This is a genomic window from Mycobacterium sp. IS-1496, assembly GCF_001499995.1.
Lineage (GTDB): Bacteria > Actinomycetota > Actinomycetes > Mycobacteriales > Mycobacteriaceae > Mycobacterium.
The window spans coordinates 74,274-94,370 of record NZ_LQIU01000075.1 but is presented as its reverse complement, the minus strand read 5'-3'; the positions used below and the strand labels follow the sequence as shown (position 1 = coordinate 94,370).

Annotated in this window: 19 protein-coding genes; 9 read left to right on the top strand and 10 right to left on the bottom strand. The window is 68.8% G+C overall.

Going from position 1 to position 20,097, the window contains the following annotated elements; translation table 11 throughout:
- Position 1: 1 nt before the first annotated feature.
- From AU195_RS23910 to fabG, 3 genes are read right to left on the bottom strand one after another with little or no spacing between them, the layout of a single operon-like run.
- The gene (locus AU195_RS23910) at positions 2–1,192 is read right to left on the bottom strand and encodes an acyl-CoA dehydrogenase family protein (protein ID WP_059161489.1); all 1,191 of its coding nucleotides are present in this window, start codon (positions 1,190–1,192) and stop codon (positions 2–4) included.
- Positions 1,189–2,403: an acetyl-CoA C-acetyltransferase gene (locus tag AU195_RS23905; RefSeq protein WP_059161488.1), complete on the bottom strand. Its 1,215-nt coding sequence runs from the start codon at positions 2,401–2,403 to the stop codon at positions 1,189–1,191. The genes AU195_RS23910 and AU195_RS23905 overlap by 4 nt, the downstream gene beginning before the upstream one ends.
- Positions 2,403–3,143: a 3-oxoacyl-ACP reductase FabG gene (gene fabG, locus AU195_RS23900; RefSeq protein WP_059161487.1), complete on the bottom strand. Its 741-nt coding sequence runs from the start codon at positions 3,141–3,143 to the stop codon at positions 2,403–2,405. The genes AU195_RS23905 and fabG overlap by 1 nt, the downstream gene beginning before the upstream one ends.
- A 120-nt stretch (positions 3,144–3,263) precedes the next feature.
- Between fabG and AU195_RS23895 the strand changes: the two genes are divergently transcribed.
- Together AU195_RS23895 and AU195_RS23890 are read left to right on the top strand one after the other, a co-directional pair.
- The gene (locus AU195_RS23895; RefSeq protein ID WP_059161486.1) at positions 3,264–4,433 is read left to right on the top strand and encodes an acyl-CoA dehydrogenase family protein; all 1,170 of its coding nucleotides are present in this window, start codon (positions 3,264–3,266) and stop codon (positions 4,431–4,433) included.
- Positions 4,430–5,248 (top strand): mycofactocin-coupled SDR family oxidoreductase, encoded by an 819-nt coding sequence (locus AU195_RS23890; protein WP_059161485.1) that lies wholly within the window; start codon positions 4,430–4,432, stop codon positions 5,246–5,248. The genes AU195_RS23895 and AU195_RS23890 overlap by 4 nt, the downstream gene beginning before the upstream one ends.
- On the opposite strand, the gene AU195_RS23885 is transcribed toward AU195_RS23890, so the two are convergent.
- The 5 genes from AU195_RS23885 to AU195_RS25850 form a co-directional block, all read right to left on the bottom strand.
- Positions 5,235–6,176 carry an alpha/beta hydrolase gene (locus AU195_RS23885; protein ID WP_059161484.1) on the bottom strand — a complete coding sequence of 314 codons (942 nt, stop codon included), beginning with the start codon at positions 6,174–6,176 and terminating at the stop codon, positions 5,235–5,237. The two genes, AU195_RS23890 and AU195_RS23885, sit on opposite strands and share 14 nt — an antisense overlap.
- Positions 6,173–6,805 carry a TetR/AcrR family transcriptional regulator gene (locus AU195_RS23880; RefSeq protein WP_059161483.1) on the bottom strand — a complete coding sequence of 211 codons (633 nt, stop codon included), beginning with the start codon at positions 6,803–6,805 and terminating at the stop codon, positions 6,173–6,175. The genes AU195_RS23885 and AU195_RS23880 overlap by 4 nt, the downstream gene beginning before the upstream one ends.
- A 2-nt stretch (positions 6,806–6,807) precedes the next feature.
- A complete protein-coding gene (locus tag AU195_RS23875; protein ID WP_059161482.1) occupies positions 6,808–8,160 on the bottom strand; it encodes a flavin-containing monooxygenase in 1,353 nt (450 codons plus the stop codon).
- Between the two features lie 82 nt (positions 8,161–8,242).
- Positions 8,243–8,695 carry a MaoC family dehydratase gene (locus AU195_RS23870; protein WP_059161481.1) on the bottom strand — a complete coding sequence of 151 codons (453 nt, stop codon included), beginning with the start codon at positions 8,693–8,695 and terminating at the stop codon, positions 8,243–8,245.
- Positions 8,696–8,740: 45 nt separating this feature from the next.
- Entirely contained in the window at positions 8,741–8,881 is a 141-nt protein-coding gene (locus AU195_RS25850; RefSeq protein WP_157531246.1) for a hypothetical protein, read from the bottom strand.
- 993 nt (positions 8,882–9,874) lie between these two features.
- Here AU195_RS25850 and AU195_RS23865 point away from each other — a divergent pair.
- Genes AU195_RS23865 through AU195_RS23855 form a run of 3 tightly spaced genes read left to right on the top strand, consistent with a single transcriptional unit; the run spans position 9,875 to position 14,576 of the window.
- Positions 9,875–10,624: a hypothetical protein gene (locus AU195_RS23865; RefSeq protein WP_059161564.1), complete on the top strand. Its 750-nt coding sequence runs from the start codon at positions 9,875–9,877 to the stop codon at positions 10,622–10,624.
- Positions 10,624–12,750, top strand: a complete 2,127-nt coding sequence (locus AU195_RS23860) for an Rv1355c family protein (RefSeq protein WP_059161480.1) — start codon at positions 10,624–10,626, stop codon at positions 12,748–12,750. Before AU195_RS23865 ends, AU195_RS23860 begins: the two co-directional genes overlap by 1 nt.
- Positions 12,747–14,576 carry a putative bifunctional diguanylate cyclase/phosphodiesterase gene (locus AU195_RS23855; RefSeq protein WP_059161479.1) on the top strand — a complete coding sequence of 610 codons (1,830 nt, stop codon included), beginning with the start codon at positions 12,747–12,749 and terminating at the stop codon, positions 14,574–14,576. Before AU195_RS23860 ends, AU195_RS23855 begins: the two co-directional genes overlap by 4 nt.
- Here the strand turns inward: AU195_RS23855 and AU195_RS23850 are convergent.
- Positions 14,538–15,407, bottom strand: a complete 870-nt coding sequence (locus tag AU195_RS23850; protein WP_059161478.1) for an FAD-dependent oxidoreductase — start codon at positions 15,405–15,407, stop codon at positions 14,538–14,540. The genes AU195_RS23855 and AU195_RS23850 overlap by 39 nt on opposite strands.
- 393 nt (positions 15,408–15,800) lie before the next feature.
- Here AU195_RS23850 and AU195_RS23845 point away from each other — a divergent pair, with 393 nt between their 5' ends.
- Together AU195_RS23845 and AU195_RS23840 are read left to right on the top strand one after the other, a co-directional pair.
- On the top strand, positions 15,801–16,478 hold the full coding sequence (locus AU195_RS23845; RefSeq protein ID WP_059161477.1) for a TetR family transcriptional regulator: 678 nt from the start codon (positions 15,801–15,803) through the stop codon (positions 16,476–16,478).
- A gap of 54 nt (positions 16,479–16,532) precedes the next feature.
- Positions 16,533–17,183 (top strand): ScbR family autoregulator-binding transcription factor, encoded by a 651-nt coding sequence (locus AU195_RS23840; protein WP_059161476.1) that lies wholly within the window; start codon positions 16,533–16,535, stop codon positions 17,181–17,183.
- Positions 17,184–17,189: 6 nt separating this feature from the next.
- On the opposite strand, the gene AU195_RS23835 is transcribed toward AU195_RS23840, so the two are convergent.
- Positions 17,190–17,552 carry a PAS domain S-box protein gene (locus AU195_RS23835; protein ID WP_172800710.1) on the bottom strand — a complete coding sequence of 121 codons (363 nt, stop codon included), beginning with the start codon at positions 17,550–17,552 and terminating at the stop codon, positions 17,190–17,192.
- 150 nt (positions 17,553–17,702) lie between these two features.
- Between AU195_RS23835 and AU195_RS23830 the strand changes: the two genes are divergently transcribed.
- Positions 17,703–18,935: an acyl-CoA dehydrogenase family protein gene (locus tag AU195_RS23830; RefSeq protein WP_059161474.1), complete on the top strand. Its 1,233-nt coding sequence runs from the start codon at positions 17,703–17,705 to the stop codon at positions 18,933–18,935.
- Positions 18,936–20,078, top strand: coding sequence for an acyl-CoA dehydrogenase family protein (locus AU195_RS23825; protein ID WP_059161473.1), 1,143 nt, complete (start codon positions 18,936–18,938; stop codon positions 20,076–20,078).
- Positions 20,079–20,097 lie beyond the last annotated feature (19 nt).

The following is a 20,097-nucleotide window of genomic DNA, read 5'->3' as shown; positions in this document are numbered from 1 at the left end:
GTCAGATCCGGTAGTCGGCGAGCAGACGCTTGCTGATGATGTTCTTCTGGATCTCGCTGGTGCCCTCCCCGATGAGCAGGAACGGCGCGTCGCGCATCAACCGCTCGATCTCGTACTCCTTGGAGTAGCCGTAGCCGCCGTGGATGCGGAAGCTCTGCTGGGTCACCTCCGCGCAGAACTCGCTGGCGAGGTATTTCGCCATCCCCGCGGCGACGTCGTTGCGCTCACCGGAATCCTTGAGGCGGGCGGCGTTGACCATCATCAGGTGTGCCGCTTCGACTTTCGTCGCCATCTCGGCCAGCTGGAAGGCGATCGCCTGATGTTCGGCGATCGGCTTGCCGAACGTCTGTCGCTGCTGGGCGTAGCGCACCGCGAGTTCGAACGCGCGCAGTCCGACGCCGCAGGCCCGCGCCGACACGTTGACCCGCCCGACCTCGACGCCGTCCATCATCTGGAAGAAGCCCTGCCCGGGCTGCTCTCCCAGGATGTCGGCGGCCTTCGCGCGGTAGCCGTCGAAGATGAGCTCCGTGGTGTCGATGCCCTTGTACCCCAGCTTGTCCAGCTTGCCGGGAATCGTCAGACCGGGCACCACTTCACCGAAGCCCGTGGGCTTCTCGACGAGGAACGCGGTGAGGTTGCGGTGTGGTTTGTCCGCACCCTCGTCGGTGCGGACCAGCGCCGCGACCAGAGTGGAACTGCCGCCGTTGGTGAGCCACATCTTCTGGCCGTCGATCAGGTAGTCCTCGCCGTCGCGACGGGCGCGGGTCCGGATCGCGGCGACGTCGGAACCCAGTTCGGGCTCCGACATGGAGAACGCGCCCCTGGTCTCACCGGTGGCCATGCGCGGCAGGAACCGCTGCTTCTGCTCGTCGGTGCCGTGCTGGCGGATCATGTAGGCGACGATGAAGTGGGTGTTGATCACCCCCGAGACGCTCATCCACCCCCGGGCGAGTTCCTCGACGCACAGCGCATAGGTCAGCAGCGATTCACCGAGGCCGCCGTACTCCTCGGGGATCATCAGGCCGAACAGGCCCATCTCGCGCATCGCGTCGACGATCTCCTGCGGATAGGTGTCGGCGTGCTCGAGTTCCTGGGCGTTCGGGATGATCTCCTTGTCCACGAACTGCCGCACGGTGGAGACGATCTCGGTCTGGAACTCGGTCAGACCCAGGGTCTGGGCGAGGCGGGTCATGCGGCCACCCGCTCGAAGACCGCGGCCAGGCCCTGTCCGCCGCCGATACACATCGTCATCAGCCCGTAGCGGCCCTGCCTGCGGGTCAGTTCGCGGGCCAGGGTGGCGAGCATCCGTCCGCCCGTCGCCCCCACCGGGTGTCCCAGCGAGATCCCCGACCCGTGCACGTTGGTGCGCTCCATGTCGGCGGCGGTGAATTTCCACTCCCGCATGACGGCGAGCGCCTGCGCGGCGAACGCCTCGTTCAGTTCGATCAGGTCGATGTCGGCAAGGTCCAGGCCCGCCCTGGCCAAGGCGGCCTCGGTCGCCGGCACCGGCCCGATGCCCATCACGTCGGGCGCCACCCCGGCCAGGCCCCACGACACCAGCCGCACCAGCGGTGTCAGGCCGAGTTCGGCGGCCTTCTCCGGGGTGGTGACCACACACATCGACGCCGCGTCGTTCTGGCCGCTGGCGTTGCCCGCGGTCACGGTGGCCTCCGGATCCTGTTTGCCCAGAACGGGTTTGAGCCGCCCGAGTGTCTCGAGCGTCGTATCCGCCCGGGGGTGCTCGTCGGTGTCGACGATGTCCTCACCGCGGCGGGTGCGCACGGTCACCGGGATGATCTCCTCGGCGAAGACGCCGTTCTTCTGGGCGGCGACCGCCCGCTGATGCGAGGCGACCGCCAGTTCGTCCTGTTCGGCCCTGGAGATGCCGTACTCGCGGCGCAGATTCTCCGCGGTCTCGAGCATGCCGCCCGGGACCGGGTGATTTCGGCCTCCGGCGGTGGTGCGTCCGCGGGCCAGCGCATCGTGCACGGCCACGCCGCCACGTGCGCCTCCCCAGCGCATGTCGGTCGAGTAGAACACCACGTTGCTCATGCTCTCCGCGCCGCCCGCGACCACCAGGTCGTTGTTGCCGCTGCCGACCTGCAGGCACGCCTGCAGCACCGACTGCAACCCCGATCCGCAGCGCCGGTCCACCTGCATACCGGGCACGGTGACCGGAAGCCCGGAGTCCAGGGCCACCACCCGTCCGATGGCGGGCGCCTCGCTGCTGGGATAGCAGTGTCCGAGGATGACGTCGTCGACCACCGCGGGATCGATTCCGGTGCGGCCGAGCAGACCCGTGAGGGCGGCCACCGCGAGATCGACCGCGGTGAGGTCTTTGAACATGCCGCCGTACCGGCCGATCGGGGTACGGACGGGTTCGCAGATGACGGTGTCGCGCATCAGATGTGCCGTCCGCCGGTGACTTCGAGCACGGTGCCGGTCATGTAGGACGACAGGTCCGAGGCGAGGAAGAGAGCGACCTTGGCCACCTCGGCCGGTTCGCCGGCCCGGCCCATCGGCACCTCGGCGAGTTTCCGGTCCCAGATGTGCTGCGGCATGGCCTCGGTCATCGCCGACCGGATGAGACCGGGCTGGATCGCGTTGACCCGCACGCCGAGGTGCGCGAGTTCCTTCGCGGCGGCCTTCGTCATCCCGACGATCCCCGCCTTCGCGGCCGAGTAGTTGGTCTGTCCGATCAGGCCCACCTTGCCCGAGATCGACGACATGTTGACGATCGCGCCGCGCTTGTTCTCGCGCATGATCGCCGCCGCGGACTTCAGCCCGTTCCAGGTGCCCTTGAGGTGGACGGCGATCACCTGGTCGAACTGTTCCTCGGTCATCTTGCGCAGGGTGGCGTCGCGGGTGATGCCCGCGTTGTTCACCATGATGTCGAGGCCGCCGAAGCGTTCCACCGCCGCGGCCACGAGCGCGTCCACTTCGTCGGCCCGGGTGACGTCGCAGCGGACGGCGGTGGCCACCTCGGCCCCGCCGAGGCGCTCGGCCGCGGCGTCGGTGGCGTCGAGGTCGAGGTCGCCGAGCACCACGCGCGCCCCTTCCGACACGAAGCGCTCCGCGATCGCGAAACCCAGTCCCTGCGCACCGCCTGTGACGACCGCGGTCTGTCCGGTCAGCAACGACACTCGATCACCTGCCTGACTTGTCGGGGCCTCCGAGGGGCCCGGTCGACGTACATCATATTTCATATACGATATTGGCGGCCAGCCACCCCAGGGGCCGCCGACTGCGACTGGAGGTCGTCGATGAGCGAAGTCAGTGACGAGGATTTCCGCGAGATCCTCGCGCAGACAAGGCATTTCGTCCGAACCGCGGTGGTCCCGCGCGAATCCGAGATCCTCGCCGGGGACAAGGTCCCCGACGATCTGCGGGACCAGGCGAAGAAGATGGGGCTCTTCGGCTACGCCATTCCGCAGGACTGGGGCGGGCTCGGACTGGACCTGACGCAGGACGTCGAACTGGCCATGGAGTTCGGCTACACCTCGCTCGCGCTGCGCTCGATGTTCGGCACGAACAACGGCATCGCCGGACAGGTGCTCGTGGGCTTCGGCACCGACGAGCAGAAGAAGCAGTGGCTCGAGGGCATCGCGTCCGGTGACGTGGTCGCCTCGTTCGCTCTGACCGAACCCGGCGCGGGCTCGAACCCGGCCGGGCTGCGCACGAAAGCCGTGCGCGACGGGTCCGACTGGGTCATCACCGGCCAGAAACGCTTCATCACCAATGCCCCGACGGCGAACCTGTTCGTCGTCTTCGCCCGCACCCGCCCGGCCGACGACCAGGGCGCCGGCATCGCGGTGTTCCTCGTGCCCTCCGACGCCGAGGGCGTGGAGGTCGGCGTCAAGGACGCCAAGATGGGCCAGGAGGGCGCCTGGACCGCGGACGTGAACTTCACCGACGTCCGCGTCCCCGCGGCGGCACTCGTCGGCGGCAACGAGGACATCGGCTACCGCGCCGCGCTCATCACCCTGGCCCGCGGCCGCGTCCACATCGCCGCGCTGGCCGTCGGCGCGGCGCAGCGTGCGCTCGACGAGTCGGTGACCTACGCCGCGACCGCCACCCAGGGCGGCACCCCGATCGGCGACTTTCAACTGGTGCAGGCCATGCTGGCCGATCAGCAGACCGGGGTGATGGCCGGGCGCGCACTCGTGCGCGATGCCGCCCGCAAATGGGTGACCGAAGAGGATCGCCGGCTCGCACCGTCGGCCGCGAAACTCTTCTGCACGGAGATGGCCGGCCAAGTCGCCGATCTGGCGGTACAGATCCACGGAGGGAGTGGTTACATGCGCGAGGTTCCTGTCGAGCGGATCTACCGCGATGTGCGGTTGTTGCGACTGTACGAGGGCACCAGTGAGATCCAGCGCCTGATCATCGGCGGCGGTCTGGTGAAAGCCGCGCAGCGGGCGGCGAACTCGTGACCGGCCGCCTGGCGGGCAAGGTCGCGTTCATCACGGGAGCCGCGCGCGGCCAGGGTCGCGCCCACGCGGTTCGACTGGCCTCGGAGGGCGCCGACATCATCGCCGTCGACATCGCGGGCAAGTTGCCCGACTGCGTGCCCTACGACCACGCGACGCCGGAGGACCTCGCCGAGACCGTCTCGCTGGTCGAAGCGACCGGCCGCACGATCGTGTCCGCGGTGGTCGACACCCGCGACCACGACGCCCTGCGCGAGACGGTCGACGACGGTGTCGCCGAACTGGGCCGCCTCGACGTCATCGTCGCCAATGCCGGCATCACGGCGCCGCAGCCGTGGGACACGATCAGCCCGGCGGACTTCCGCGACGTCACAGACGTCAACATCACCGGCACCTGGAACACCGTGATGGCCGGCGCCCAGCACATCGTCGACGGCGGCGGAGGCGGTTCGATCATCCTGATCAGTTCCGCCGCCGGTCTGAAGATGCAGCCGTTCATGGTGCACTACACCGCCAGCAAGCACGCCGTGACCGGCATGGCGCGAGCGTTCGCCGCCGAACTCGGCAAGCATCGGATCCGGGTCAACAGCCTGCATCCCGGCGCGGTCGCGACGCCGATGGGCACCGGCGACATGGTGGACGGGCTGATGCGCGCCGACGCCACGAACCCCGGCCTGATGAACATGGTCACCCCGTTCATCCCGGACATCGCCCAACCGGAGGACATCGCCGACGCGGTGGCGTGGCTGGCCAGCGACGAATCCCGGTTCGTCACCGCCGCGGCCATCGCCGTCGACTGCGGGTCTACCCAGTTCTGACGGTTTCCGCCGGGGACTGCCGCGCGAACGTCCGGTCGAGGAACGCCGCCTGATCCGTCGCCGCCCGGTCGTGCCAGTCATGGCCGGGCCACACGTCGAAGTGGTCGCACGGATAGTGGTGCACCTGCGCTCCGGCCTGCACGGCGGTCTTGGCGATCGACTCGGCGGGCACGAAGCGGTCGAAGTCGGCGATCTGGACGAGCACCGGGACCCGAATCCGCTTGGCATCGCGGGCCGTTCGGACCTTCACCAGTTCGATCCCGATCGCGGCGTCGATCTCGTTGCGCCATGTCGGGCCGGCGATCGACAGGTAGCTGTCGTAGGCGCCGTCGAGGGCGAGCGCACCCGGCTCTCCCGGGCGCGCAGCCAACGGCATGAGCGAGGGCGCCCGCCCACACGCGACCGCGACGCGGCTCTTGACGCCCACCAGCGACCAGCGCAGCGCGGTAAGGGGTTCGCGGTGTGCGACGGCCGCCCGGCTCGCGGCCAGCCCGCTGGTGAGCGGCGTCATCGCGATGACGGCCGCGACGTCGGCCCGGCCCGCCGCCACCCGGATCACGTGACTACCGGAGAACGACGAGCCCCACAGCACCACCCGGGCGGGGTCCACGCCGGGCAGGCGCTGCGCCGCCACCACCGCCGCGTGGAAGTCCTCCAGTTGACGGAGGACCGAAACACTCTGGCGCGGTTGACCGTCCGAGGCACCGAATCCGCGGTAGTCGAACGTCAACACGTCGGCGCCCGCGGTGCACAACCGGTCGGCGAACGGTTCCAGACCCGAGTCCATCGTCCCGCCGAAACCGTGCGCCATCACCACGACCGGCCGCCCGTACGGCCCGCTCAGCCGCTCGGAGTCGCTGCGGAAATGCCTTGCCGCGCATCGGGTGTCCATCGAGGTGAAGGTGATCTCGTCGGCGTGGGTGGTCATGTGTCGGGGTGCTCCTCGCTGTCGGTGATGCCGTAGACCGAACTCAGCCAGACCGCCGCCGCCCCCTGCCGTAACTCATCGGCCGTCAAGGGGCCGCCCAGGGCGAGACGTTCCAGCATGCGGTCGTTGAACTCGATCAACACGGTGGCCAGCACACCGGCGTCGACGCCGTCCGGTGCGATTCCCGCCGAACGCTCGGCGCGGATCATGTCGGCGATGGAGTCGACGAACGACTCACGGGCGTCGTCCCAGATCGATCGCACGGCTGGGCTGGATCCGCGCACCTCGAGCATTGCCTGGAACAAATGCCGATGGCGCTCACACAGGTCGAAGAGTCCGGCGAGCATCGTGTGGACGCGGACCCGCGGCGAACCCGGTCCGACGGTCAGCGCCTTGTTGACCGCGCGGGTCTCGTCGAGGATGCGCTCGGTCAGCGCCGCCACGGCGGCCGCCTTGTTCTCGAAGTAGAAGTAGAACGCCGACCGCGTCACACCGGCTTGTTGTGCCACCTCGGCGATGTTCACCGTCTCGACGCTCGACTGTTGCAGCCAACCGTCGAGCGCGTCGAGGATCGCGTCGCGGCGCAGATCGCTGCGCTGCGCGGGCCGCCGATCCGTCGCCGAACGCACTGTCAGCCCGCCGCTTCCGCGAACGCCGGCCGCTGTCGCCGCGCCCGCTCGGCCCCGGCGGCCAGTTCGCGGGTGCGGATGTCGTGTTCGTAGACGAAGTAGTCGACCTGCTGGGTGTGCCGTGGCCGGTCGGTGCAGTGGCCGGCGTGCAACCGCTGGTCGGCGTCGATCACCCGCTCCATCTCCGAGGGGCCGGGTAGGGCGTAGCGACCCACCGCGTATGCGGCCAGCAGCCGCGACTGGCATTCCACGAACGGGAACAACGTCGGCACGGACTGGGCGAACCCGATGAACACGACGTCGTCGACACCCGGGAGGAACATGCGCTTGTAGAGCCGGATCTGGTTGTCGGGCGCGCTGATGAACGCCGGATCGAAGAACGGGAAGGTGATGTTGTATCCGGTGGAGTAGACGATGGCGTCGAAGTCGTCGCTGGTGCCGTCTTCGAAATGCACCGTGTGTCCGTCCAATCGGGTGACATTGGGCTTGGGGGTGACGTCGCCGGAGCCCAGACGCAGCGGCAGTTCCACCGACTGCGTCGGGTGGGCCTCGAAGAGTTTGTGGTTGGCCGGCGGCAGGCCGTAGCTCGTCGGGTCCGTGCCCAGCATCGGCGCGATGAGCTGTAACGCCTTGCGCTGCCAGGACAGCGGCAGGTGGGGCGATGTGCGGAAGAGCTGATCGCCGGGTCGCCCCGCGATGAACTTCGGCACGATCCAGGCACTCGACCGCGTCGACAGCGTCACCGTGTTCTGCAGCGACCTGGCCGACAGCTCCACGGTGATGTCGGCGGCGCTGTTGCCCAGGCCCACCACGAGGATGCGCTTTCCCGTCAGCTCGAGCGGGGTGTGCGGGTCGATGTAGTGGTGCGAGTGAATGGATTCGCCGGCGAACTCGCCGGGAAAGTCCGGCCAGCGCGGATCCCAGTGGTGCCCGTTGGCGACCACCAGCAGATCGAACTGGCGCCGCTCCCCCGCCTGGTCCTCGATGTCCCACCCGCCGGCGGACTTTCGTTCGGCGCGCACCACGCCGTTGTTGAACTCGATGCCGTCGAGCAGGCCGAACGCCTCGGCGTAGTCGTCCAGGTACGCCTTGATCTGGGTGTGGTGCGGGAACGACGGGAAGTGCTCGGGCATCGGGAAGTCCTTGAACGACAACCGGTGCTTCGACGTGTCGATGTGCAGTGAGCGGTACGCGGAGTTGTGGCCGTTGGGGTTGCCGAACGCCCAGTTGCCGCCGATCCGGTCGGAACTCTCGAAGGTCGTGTGAGGGACGCCGTAGTCCTTGAGCATCTTGGCGGCGGTCAGGCCGCTGATGCCCGCTCCGATGATCGCTGTGCGTGGCGACGACTGACCCACATGGACTCCTCACCGAGTGATGAGGAGCACATTAACGACGCGATGTGACGCGCGTCAACGAGAACTGACAGATGTCAGACGCTCAGCCGATGAACCGCACGATCGACTCGGCGACGGCGGCCGGCTTCTCCGCCCCTTCGATCTCCACGGTGATGGTGGTGATCGCCTGGACGGCGCCGTCGAGGCGGTCCACCTTGCTGATCTCTCCGCGGGCCCGCAGCCGCGCGCCCACCTTGACCGGGTTGATGAAGCGAACTTTGTTGTAGCCGTAGTTGATCGCCATCGCGATGTTGCCGACCGTGTACAGCTGGTGGCTGAAGTGCGGGAGCAGCGACAGCGTCAGCAGTCCGTGCGCGATGGTGCCGCCGAAGGGGCCCTGGGCCGCCTTCTCGGGATCGACGTGGATCCACTGGTGGTCGTCGGTGGCGTCGGCGAACAGGTTCACCCGGTCCTGTGTGATGTCGAGCCATTCGGTGGGGCCGAGTGAGGTGCCCTCCGCCGCCGCGAGCTCGTCCAGTCCATTGAAGGTCTTCACGGGTGTCTCCTCTCCGGCGCGGACGCGCCACTGCCGCTTCGCACCCTACGGTTCACCGCCCCGCCGATCGACGCCGGGCACGCCGACGAGCCGCCCTGCCCTCGGAAAGACCTCAATTCGAATTTGCCAGAATTGCACCCATTCGAGCGTTTCGGTGAAGACATCTCCATTGTCGCGCGGATCCATATCGGCAATGGAAACCGAGAACTACGGCCACTCTTTCCCCATTCGGATCCGGCGCTGGACCGTGGTCGGCGCGCACGTTCGGCGTCGCGCGCGGACACAATCGCCGACGCCGCGGAAATCCGGCATCGACGTTCTCGACACCGAGAGCAATCGCGAGGTATTGCCCTGCGCAAGTATCGCGGCGATTCGGCCGCGCCCGTCGCGCCGACCGCGAGGCGGGGAGGTCACGGTATTCGCCGACGACCCCAGGGGAAATGCGTCGGTGACGGCCCGCCGCTCCCGGCGGCGACGAGCAACCCGGACGCGCCGCCACGACCAGACCCGGCCGCTCGGCCCACCCCCGCGAGCCGCGCGGGGCGCACACCTGCGAGCGCAGCTTCGAGCCACGCGAGAGCGGCGAGAACCGTGGCGGCGAGTGACCTCCTGGCAAACCCCCCGCGCCACGGCGACCGGCGGGTGTTCCGCGGGCGCGAGCGCTGAATGCGCGCACCCTCGGACGCCGGAGAATCAACGGTCGAACCTGTGCACGCGGCCCTCGGAGCGCCACGGCGCCGGGGCACCGAGCGCTCGCCGCGTCGGGGTCGTGCGCGGCGGGCACGCACAAGGCCGGCGGCCCGCGGGCCTCCCGCCGTCATGTGGGCGTGACGAGCCTCACAACCTGGCTCGGCCGGCAAACAGCAAGAAACGTCTGTTCAGGGCGCAAACACGGGGGTATGTCGGTCAGTGCAATCGCAAAGTTCGCCGGATCGGACCGTCGGACAAACGACCAGCGAAGACCGGCGAATAGCCGATTGCCATAACTGAACTTGCGTGCACAAACAGGAACCGGCGGGCAGTACGGATAACGCAATACTGGACAAGTTTCACTCGCTAGCTGGAATGGAACCCACTATGAGCGGGATACTCGAGTTCGCGTATTCGCAACACCGCGCGACCCGCACCACGACCATCCGCCGCCTCGCCCCGAGGCGGCAGCCCGAAGGACGGACACCCATGCCTGCTGCCCAGCTAGACACCCCCACCCCCGGGCTTCTGGAACTGGACCGGAACCCGACCTGGTTCGACGACGCAAGCCAGTGCACCATTGTCCTGGCTCAGCCCGCCACCGAGCCCGAACTGTGGGCCGAGTATGTTCGCGGGGCGCAGCTCAGCTATCACAAGCACGGTGTCGAGCGCGCGCTCGACACCGGCGCTCTCGAGCGCGGAGACGACACCGCTCTGTTCTGCGCAGGCATCAACAAGGCCGGCCAAGTGGTCGGCGGCGTCCGCGCCAAGGGCCCCTACACCGCGGTCGACGAGTGCCACGCGGTGGTCGAGTGGGACGGCCAGCCCGGTCTGGCCGCGGTGCGCAAAATGGTCGGTGATCGCCTTCCGTTCGGCGTGGTGGAAATCAAATCCGCCTGGGTGAGTGACGACCCCGAACAGAGCCGAGCGCTCACCGACGTCCTGGCTCGCGTACCCCTGCATTCGCTGATCTTGCTCGACGCGCAATTCGCAGTCGCCACGGCCGCGGCATATGTCCTCAATCGCTGGTTATCCTCGGGCGGTGTGCTCGCCGCCAAGATTCCCGCGACTCCATATCCGGACGCCCGTTATCAAACCAAGATGATGTGGTGGGACCGACGCACTTACGCCAATCACGCCGATCCCAAGCAGGTTTCGACGTTCTTCGCCGAAACGCGGCAGGTGACCGCGCAGCTTGACGGGGTCGGCGAACTCACGGCGGCGGCTTCGTCCAGCTGATGACGGGCTTCACCACTGATCCGACTTCCTTCACCGCCACGGTCCTCACCGACGACGACCACGACGCACTCGCGACGTTGCGGTCCGCTCCAGGGATCGAATTCGTCGACCGCGCCGCGGAACTGCTCTCGGCGCTGGCCGAACTGCGTCCGCCGGCCGACGCGGATCTGACCGGTGAGCCCACTCGGTGGGCGTACTTTCCGTGGCGTCGCACGGTCGTGGCCGTCCTCGGCCCTCGCGCGCACCGGCGGCTCCGGCTCGACCGCAACCGGAATCTGATCACCGCGGCCGAACAGCAGCGGCTCGGACGGCTGCGGGTCGGCGTCATCGGCCTCAGCGTCGGCCACGCCGTGGCCCACACGCTCGCCGCCCAGGGAGTCTGCGGTGAACTGCGACTCGCCGACTTCGACGGGCTCGAGGTGTCGAACCTCAACCGCGTACCCGCGAGCCTCGTCGACGTCGGGGTGAACAAGGCGGTCGTGGCCGCCCGGCGGATCGCCGAACTCGACCCCTACCTGCCGGTGCGGGTGGTCACCGACGGCATCACGCCGGCCACCGTCGAGCAGTTCCTCGACGGGCTCGACGTGGTGGTGGAGGAGTGCGACTCGCTGGACGTGAAGGTGCTGGTGCGTGAGCACGCCCGGGCCCGTCGCATCCCGGTCCTGATGGCGACCAGTGACCGCGGCCTGCTCGACATCGAACGCTTCGACCTCGACCCGGCACGGCCGCTGCTGCACGGACTGCTCGGCGACATCGACTCGGCGGTCCTGTCCGGGTTGACGAGCAAGGACAAGGTGCCCTACGTACTGCGCATCCTCGATGCGCACGCGCTCTCGCCACGGATGGCCGCGTCGTTGGTGGAGGTCGGCACCAGCCTGACGACGTGGCCACAGCTCGCCGGTGAGGTCGCGCTTGGCGCGACCGCCGTCACCGAGGCGGTGCGCCGCATCGGTCTCGGCGAGCCGCTGTCCTCGGGCCGCATCCGCATCGATGCCGCCGCCCTCCTCGACCGCGTCGAGGACCCGCTGCGCCGCACGGCGATCGACGACACCGACGAAGATGCGGGGCCCGATCCGGAAGCGGACTCCGTCGCCGAGAAGGTCGCCGCCGCAGCGGTCCGGGCGCCGTCGGGCGGCAACGCGCAGCCGTGGCAGATCGCACTGCAGCCCGACGCCGTCCACCTGTGGGTGGCCCCCGAGGCCACCACCGCCATGGATGTCGCGTACCGGGGTAGCGCGGTCGCGCTGGGTGCGGCGGTCTTCAACGCTCGGATCGCCGCGGCGGCCCATCACCGCGCCGCCGACGTGGATCTGGAGCGCGGCGACGAGCGCACCCCCCTGCGGGCCGTCGTCCGGCTGGGCCGGGCCGAGGACGCGGACCTGGCGCGTCTCTACCCCGCGATGTTGCGCCGGGAGACCAACCGGCACCACGGATCCGGCACACCGCTCGGCAGCGCCGCAGTCCGGGCGCTGAGCGCCGCGGCGCTGGCGGAGGGCGCCCGCCTGACACTGCTCACCGACGCCCGTGACATCGCCGAGGCCGCCGGGATCCTCGCGGCGACCGACCGGATCCGGTATCTCACACCACGTCTGCACTCGGAGATGTTCTCGGAACTGCGGTGGCCGGGGGATCCGGCGCCCGATTCCGGTATCGACGTGCGCACCCTGGAGTTGGGAGCGACCGACCTCGTCAAGCTCGACATCCTGCGCCGGGGCGAGGTCATGGCCCACCTGGCCCGGTGGGAGGCGGGGTCGGCGCTGGGCGACGACACCTATGACCGCCTGACCTCCAGTGCCGGGCTGGGTGTCGTCATCGTCAGCGGGCACACCCTGCAGGACTACCTGCGCGGCGGCTCGGCCACCGAGGCCGTGTGGATCGCCGCCGAACAGCACGGCGTCGCAACCCATCCCGTGTCACCGGTGTTCCTCTACGCGCACGACGACCACGAGCTCGCCGAACTCTCCCCGGGGTTCGCCGGTGAACTCGGCGAACTGCGACGTCGGTTCCGCGCGCTGACCGGCACCGGCGCAGACGAATTCGAGGCGTTGGTCCTTCGCTTCTCCATCGCACCCCGACCGTCTCGGCGCAGCAGACGCCGCAGCCTGACCACACCGGCACCGGCATGACAGCGGGAACGGAGACGACCGTGCCGAGAAACCACGAGGTCCTCGTGACATCGGTCGCAACGGACCTGATGGCGGTCACGGCGGCGACCTCCGTCGAGGTGAGCGAACGCGTACTCGGCGACCTCGTGTCCTACTTCGACGTCGATCTGAGCTTCCTGCGCCACAACGACCACCGCGTGCACGCATCCGAACTGGTCGCCGAATGGCCACCGCGCACCGACACCGGGGGCCTCGACCCACTCAAGGTCGTCTACTTCTCCGACGCGGATCCCGTGTTCGCGCAGACCGAGCATCTGTGCGAGCCCGCCATCCTGCGACCCGATCCCGCGGACCCTGGTGGTGTGCGCGGGGCGGCCACGGTCGCCGAGGTCCCGTTGCGGTCCGGTGACGTCACGACCGGGGTCCTGGGCTTCGTCAAGTTCGGCGAACGTGTATGGCAGCAGGACGAACTGAACGCGCTCACCGCGATCGCGTCGCTGTTCGCCCAGGTGCAGGCCAGGATCGCCGCCGAGGAGCGCCTGCGGTACCTCGCCGACCACGACGACCTGACCGGTCTGCACAACCGTCGTTCCCTGCTCGGCCATCTCGACGATCGGCTGGCGGTGGGGCGCCCCGGTCCGGTGGCGGTGCTCTTCTTCGATCTCGACCGGCTCAAGGCGGTCAACGACTACCTCGGCCACATCGCCGGTGACTGGTTCATCCGGATCCTCGCCGAGCGCCTGCAGCAGGGTGACGAGGACAAGTTCATCGCCCGCCTCGGCGGTGACGAGTTCGTCGTCGTTCCCGCCGCACCGATGAGCGCCGACGCCGCGGAATCACTCGCCCACCGATTGCAGGCCGTTCTGCGGGAACGGGTTTCGATAGACGGCGAGATGCTGACCCGGACCATCAGCATCGGGGTGGCCGTCGGCATGCCCGGTTGCGACACGACCTCGGATCTGCTGAGCCGGGCGGACCAAGCGGTGTTGAGCGCCAAAGGGGCCGGCGGCAACTGCATCTCGGTCTTCAGCGAGGAGATGTCGCAGGAGATCGCCCTGCGCAACGACATCGAGTTACACCTTCAGAACGTCATCGACAGCGGCGCCCTGGTTCTGCACTATCTGCCCGAGGTCGACATCCGCACCGGTGAGATCCTCGCGACCGAGGCTCTGGTCCGCTGGCAGCATCCGACGCGCGGACTGCTGTCCCCCGACCGGTTCATCGGGGTGGCCGAGTCCATCAACCTCGCGGGGGAACTGGGACGGTGGGTGCTGCGCAACGCCTGCGCCGAGTTCGCCCGCTGGCGCGCGGCCGGCGTGGGCAACGGAATCGTGTTGCGGGTCAACGTTTCTCCGGTGCAGCTGGTCACGGAGGGCTTCGTCGAATCCGTGGCCGAGGTGATGGCGGACTTCGGCCTGGAACGCGGCTCGGTCTGCCTCGAGATCACCGAGAGCGTGGTCGTGCAGGACATCGACACCACGCGGGTCACCCTCGCGGGGCTCAAGGACGCCGGGGTCCGGGTCGCGATCGACGACTTCGGAACGGGTTACAGCGTGCTGTCGCTGCTGAAAACGCTGCCCGTGGACACCCTGAAGATCGACAAGGGCTTCGTGCAGGATCTCGGCTCCAACGCAGGCGACCTGGCGATCGTCCGTGCCATCGTCGCGCTCGCGGACGCGTTCGGTCTCGAACTGGTGGCCGAGGGAGTCGAAACCGAGGTCGGCGCACGGACTCTGCTGCACCACGGGTGCCACCGCGCCCAGGGGTTCCTGCTGTCGCGTCCGGTGCCCGGCGCGCAGATGGAGCGGCTACTGGCCGGAGGGCGGGTGTCCGTTCATTTCTCGTGAGCGCCGGGGTTCGGCGCGGTTCCGCCGGGATTCCCGCATCGCCTTCGGGAGCTGCCGGTTGCTGCTCGAGCATGTCGCCGAGGGGGTCGTGGCGGGCGGGGCGGCCGCGAGCAGTTCGACGCGGGCGAACCGGCTGCCGATCTCACTGACGAGAGCCACCTCTGCCTCCTCGTCACCGCGTTCGTAATCAGCCACGCTGTGCCTGACCCGCGGCGCGAGGGTGACTCCGTGCCGGGACCGCACCGCGTAGGGACCCTCCGCGGTCTCGAGCACCGCACCGACGACGACGCCTTCCTCGAAGACGATCCGCTGCAGGCGGGCATCGGAGGCGAAGTCGATGTCGCGGATCCGTGCCTCACCCTCGAGCCACCTCGCGATCGGCACCGGACCGCCCTGGGCCGGCAGCGCGATCCTGCCGACCGGTTTCACCTGGACGGGACGGTTGTCGAGGGTCCGCATGGTGGTGGTGCGCCAGTCGGTGACCCTGGTGTGCATCAGCGCGTACGGCGAGAGCAGGCACTGCTCGGTCCACTTCCTGAGCCGGGCGCCGTAGAACGGTGCGGCCCTGCGTCGCTCGGCCGCTGTCAACGGCCGGACCGGACGCACCGGCACATCGACCGTCGGCCGCGGAACGGTCGAGAGACCATCGGTCAGCGCGGCGAAGTACGCGAGGGTCTGCTCGTCCTCCACCTGGTCAGCCGGCCATCCCCGGCCGCCGGTCGTCGATGCGGCGACGAGTACGTCGACCCCCGCGTCGGCTGCCACGACCGCGCTGGCGAGCGCACCGACGACACCACCCACACACAGCACGTCGACTTCGTGGTCCCACATATGCGTTAAACACCTCGCCGTTGCTCGGAAATGGTCCGCCGATCGGTACGGCGGCAGGTCAAGTCACCTCGCACGGCTGGAAGGTGGGTCGCCACGGCCTGTGCAGGGATTCGAGGGGGTTTGCCAGAACAGGCCGTGGCAACCGGACGAAGGTACCATCGCCACCCGTGGAGCGAAAACGGGGACGCCAAGTCATCGCCGGCACCCTCACGGGGGCGCACGCCGGGCGCGGGCACCGGGGGCGAGATACTTGCAGTCATCACGACCTGAACGTTACATACCTTTTGGCTGTTTTGCACCTGGACGGATAACCTGAAGTATGACGTCTGCCGCGGACAGACGCGGCGTCCGACCACCCGCCAGCGCGCGGCTTAGTGAATCCCGAGGGCGTGAGTGGCCGAGCAGGTCGACCGGAGAACCGACGCGACGCGTCAGCAGATTCTTGGCGCTGCCGCCAGACAGTTCGCGCTCAAGCCCTACGGGCTGGTCAATCTCGATGACATCCTCTCCGATGCCGCGGTCACCAAAGGCGCCATGTACCACCACTTCCGGTCCAAGTACGCCCTCGCGTCGGCGCTCGTCGACCAGTGGCTCGAATCGAATCTCCGCATCATCGACGAGACGGTGGCGCTGCGACGGTCGGGAATGGAGACGCTGGTCGACGTCACTTTCGGGACCGCGCTGGACGACATCGGCCGGCACGTCGCGCGGGCAGGGCTCAATCTCCTCGAGTCCGTCGGCCGGACCGACGGCCTGCGTCGGCGGGCGTTCGACGCGTCCCGCACCGCGCTGACCCCGCTCGCGCGCCGCGCGGTCGACGAAGGTGACGCCGCCGCCACCGTGGCGCCCGACGACGTCGCCCGCGTGGTGATCTTCCTGTACCTGGGCGTCCGTCAGGCCAACCACCTCGACGAACCCGCCGCGTTCCTGGGCGACCTGCAGCGGGCGTGGACGCTGATGCTGCCCGGGCTCGCGGCCACCGAGCGGCTCGGGTACCTCACGACGTTCGTCCGCCGGCGCAGCGCCTTGGCGATCAAGCGGGCCCGGCCGTTGTCCACCGATACGCTATGACGGCGGGCCGGCGCGCAGTGGCGACGGATTTCGTCCGGAGGTGGGCAACAGGACATGATTCGCCAAGCACGTTCTGAGGCGACCAGGCGCAAGATCATCGACGCAGCTGTCGACCTGTTCAGCGAACGTGGTTATCCCGGAACCGGACTCGGTGACATCATCGAGCGCGCCCAGATGACCAAGGGTGCGCTCTACTACCACTTCGACTCGAAGGAAGCGCTCGCGGCGCAGATCGTGGCCGAGGGCAGCGCCCGGTTGCTGGCCACCTTCGACGCCATCAGTGAATCGTCGTCCCCGGCGCTGGAGAGCATCATCCACGGGACGTTCCTCGTCGTGGATCAACTCTGCACCGACAAGGTGGCCCGGGTCGGGATCGTGCTGATGCGTGTCTTCGCCGGGTTCAGCGAGTCCGCGGGAGGCACCTACGGCGGGTGGCTCTCGGCGATGGCCGAGGATGTGGCGCGGGCCCGCGACGAGGGGGATGTCCGCGAGGACGTCGACATCGTCGCGGTTGCCGAGACCTTCGTCGGCGCCTTCGTCGGGGGAAGCCTGCTCTCCGACGCCGCTTCCGGCGGGACCGACCTGCGTGAGCGCGTCACGCGCCTCTTCGGGCTCGTGCTGCCTGCCATCGTCACCGACGAAAGCCGCGAGTACTTCGCCGAGTTCCTGGCTCGGGAGACTCGTCGGCGGCCCACCGGTGACTGACGTGCCTCAGACCTCTTCCGCCCACAACCGTTCCGTGAGGTCGGTGAACGTCGCCAGCGCCACCGGATCGTCACCGCGCACCAGCGCGGATTTGCTCATCCGGGCCCGGACGATGGACCCGTCGCGGTGCACGAGCTCGACGACGAGGTCCGCGTGCGCGCGGACCACCATCACCGCGGAGTCCTCGACGGGGAGGCGATGGAAGATCTCCGTGAAGTGCGCCGCGGTCACGTCCTCGGTGCGGTAGCCCACCATGTCGGCGAACGCCCCGTTCGCGAACAGGATGGCGCCGTCCTCGGCGATCGCGAGGACCGGGACCGGGAACCGCTCGAGCAGCACCAGCGCGGGCATGTCCCGCAGCAGCGACATCGGGGATCGATCGTCCTGGCCGTCTCGTCGCCGCTCCATCGAAGAAGTATCGCCCGCGCGCCGAGGGGCGACATTGTGAGGCCCAGGTGATCACGACTTGACTAACTAGGTTTACTCTGTGGGAACGCACACTGCAGACGGGGGTGACCCATGGACTTGACCTGGTCGGATCGCGATCTGGCGTTCCGCGACGAAGTGCGCGGCTTTCTCGAGGAGAAGCTGACGCCGGAACTCCGGCGGGCGGGCCGCTTGATGACCAGCGTCTACGCCGACCATGGCGCGAGCATGGAGTGGCAGCGGATCCTGCACGAGCGCGGCTGGGCGGCGCCCGCATGGCCCGTCGAGCACGGCGGCTGTGACTGGAGCCTGACCCAGCACTACATCTTCAGCCGCGAGTCCACGCTCGCGGGCGCCCCGTCGCTGTCGCCGATGGGAATCCGGATGGTGGCGCACGCCATCATCAAATTCGGCACGCCCGAGCAGAAGGACCACTTCCTCCCGCGCATCCTCACCGGCGAGGTGTTCTTCTGCCAGGGCTACTCCGAACCGGAGGCCGGCTCCGACCTCGCCGCGCTGACCATGGCCGCCGTCGACGACGGTGACGACCTGGTGTGCACGGGCAGCAAGATCTGGACCACCCATGCGGCAGAGGCGAACTGGATGTTCGCGCTGGTGCGGACCACCCGCGCGCCGAAGAAGCAGCAGGGCATCACGTTCGTCCTCATCGACATGACGACCCCCGGCATCGAGATCCGGCCGCTGGTGATGACCTCGGGCGAAGAGGTTCAGAACCAGGTCTTCTTCGACGAGGTCCGCGTGCCCAAGAGCAACGTCATCGGCGAGATCGACGACGGCTGGACGGTCGCCAAGTACCTGCTCGAATTCGAGCGCGGAGGCGGGTCGTCCGCGCCCGCGCTGCAGGTGCTCGCCGAGGAGATCGCCACGGTCGCCGCCGAACAACCCGGCCCCGACGGCGATCGGCTCATCGACGACGCGAGATTCGCCCAGCGACTGGCTGATGCGCGGATCCGCACCGACGTCCTCGAGATCCTCGAGTACCGGGTGCTGGCCACGGTCGCCGCGGGCGGCAACCCCGGGTCGGCGTCGTCGATGCTCAAGGTCCTCGGCACCGAACTGAGCCAGGATCTGACCGAACTGGCCATGGCCGCCGCAGGACCGCGTGCCCGCGTGTACCAACCGCATGCCACGTGTCCGGGCGGACCGGTCGCCGAATACGAACCGCCGGCTGACGGCTATGTCAGCGGCGAACCGTGGCAGGCGGTGGCTCCGCTGCGCTACTTCAACGACCGTGCCGGCTCGATCTACGCCGGCAGCAACGAAATTCAACGCAACATCCTGGCCAAGGCAGCATTGGGACTATAGATGGACTTCTCGCTCACCGAAGAACAAGAACTGCTGCGCGACGGGTTGACGAAGTTCCTGTCGACCCGCTACGAGCTCGAAAAGAGCCGTGCCGCAGCCAAAACCGGTGCGGGGTGGCAGCCGGACATCTGGCGCGGGTTCGCCGAGGAGCTGGGCATCCTCGGTGCCACGCTGCCGGAGGAGGCGGGCGGCATCGGCGGCGGTGCGGTCGATGCGATGGTGATCGCCGAGGCGCTCGGCCACGCGCTGGTGGTCGAGCCGTTCGTCGACACCGTGGTGGTGTCCGGGGGGCTGCTGCAGCGCGCCGGCGGCGACACCGCCTCCGCCGTGCTCGAGAAGATCGTCGAGGGCACCGCACTGGTCGCGCTCGCCGCGACCGAGGCCACCTCGGGCGACAACTGGCGCGACGTGTCCACCACCGCGGAGAAGGACGGGGCGGACTGGGTGCTGCGCGGCGAGAAGGTCGTGGTCACCAGCGCACCCTTGGCCGGCTACCTGCTGGTCTCCGCGCGCACGTCGGGTGGCCGCGGCGACGAGCAGGGCATCTCCCTCTTCCTCATCGACCTCTCGGCGGTGCGGGACGGTCTGACCACGCACTCCTACCGCACGATCGACGACCGCCGCGCCGCGGACATCTCGTTCGACGGGGTGCGGGTACCCGCCGCGGCGCTGCTCGGCGACGAGGGCGGGGCCTGGCCGTCGATCGCGCGGGCCCGTGACGAAGGGGCCGCGGCCGTCTGCGCCGAGGCCGTCGGCGCGATGCGCAGAGTGCTCGCCGACACCGTCGAGTACTGCAAGCAACGCCATCAGTTCGGCACCCCCATCGGCAGCTTCCAGGTGCTCCAGCACCGGATGGTCGACATGCACATGGAGGTCGAGCAGTCGGTCGCGGCGACGTTCCTGGCGGTGCTGCACCTCGACTCCGCCGACGAGGTGCGTGCCCGTGCGGTTTCGGCCGCCAAGGCCACCATCGGGCGCGCGGCGCGCTTCGTGGGGCAGAACGCCGTTCAACTCCATGGGGGCATGGGGATGACCGAGGAACTCGCGATCGGCCACTACTTCAAACGGCTCACCGCACTGCAGTACGAGTTCGGCTCCACCGACCACCACATCAGCCGGTACGCGCAGCTGACGCGACCCTGACCCACCGGGCCGACGACGC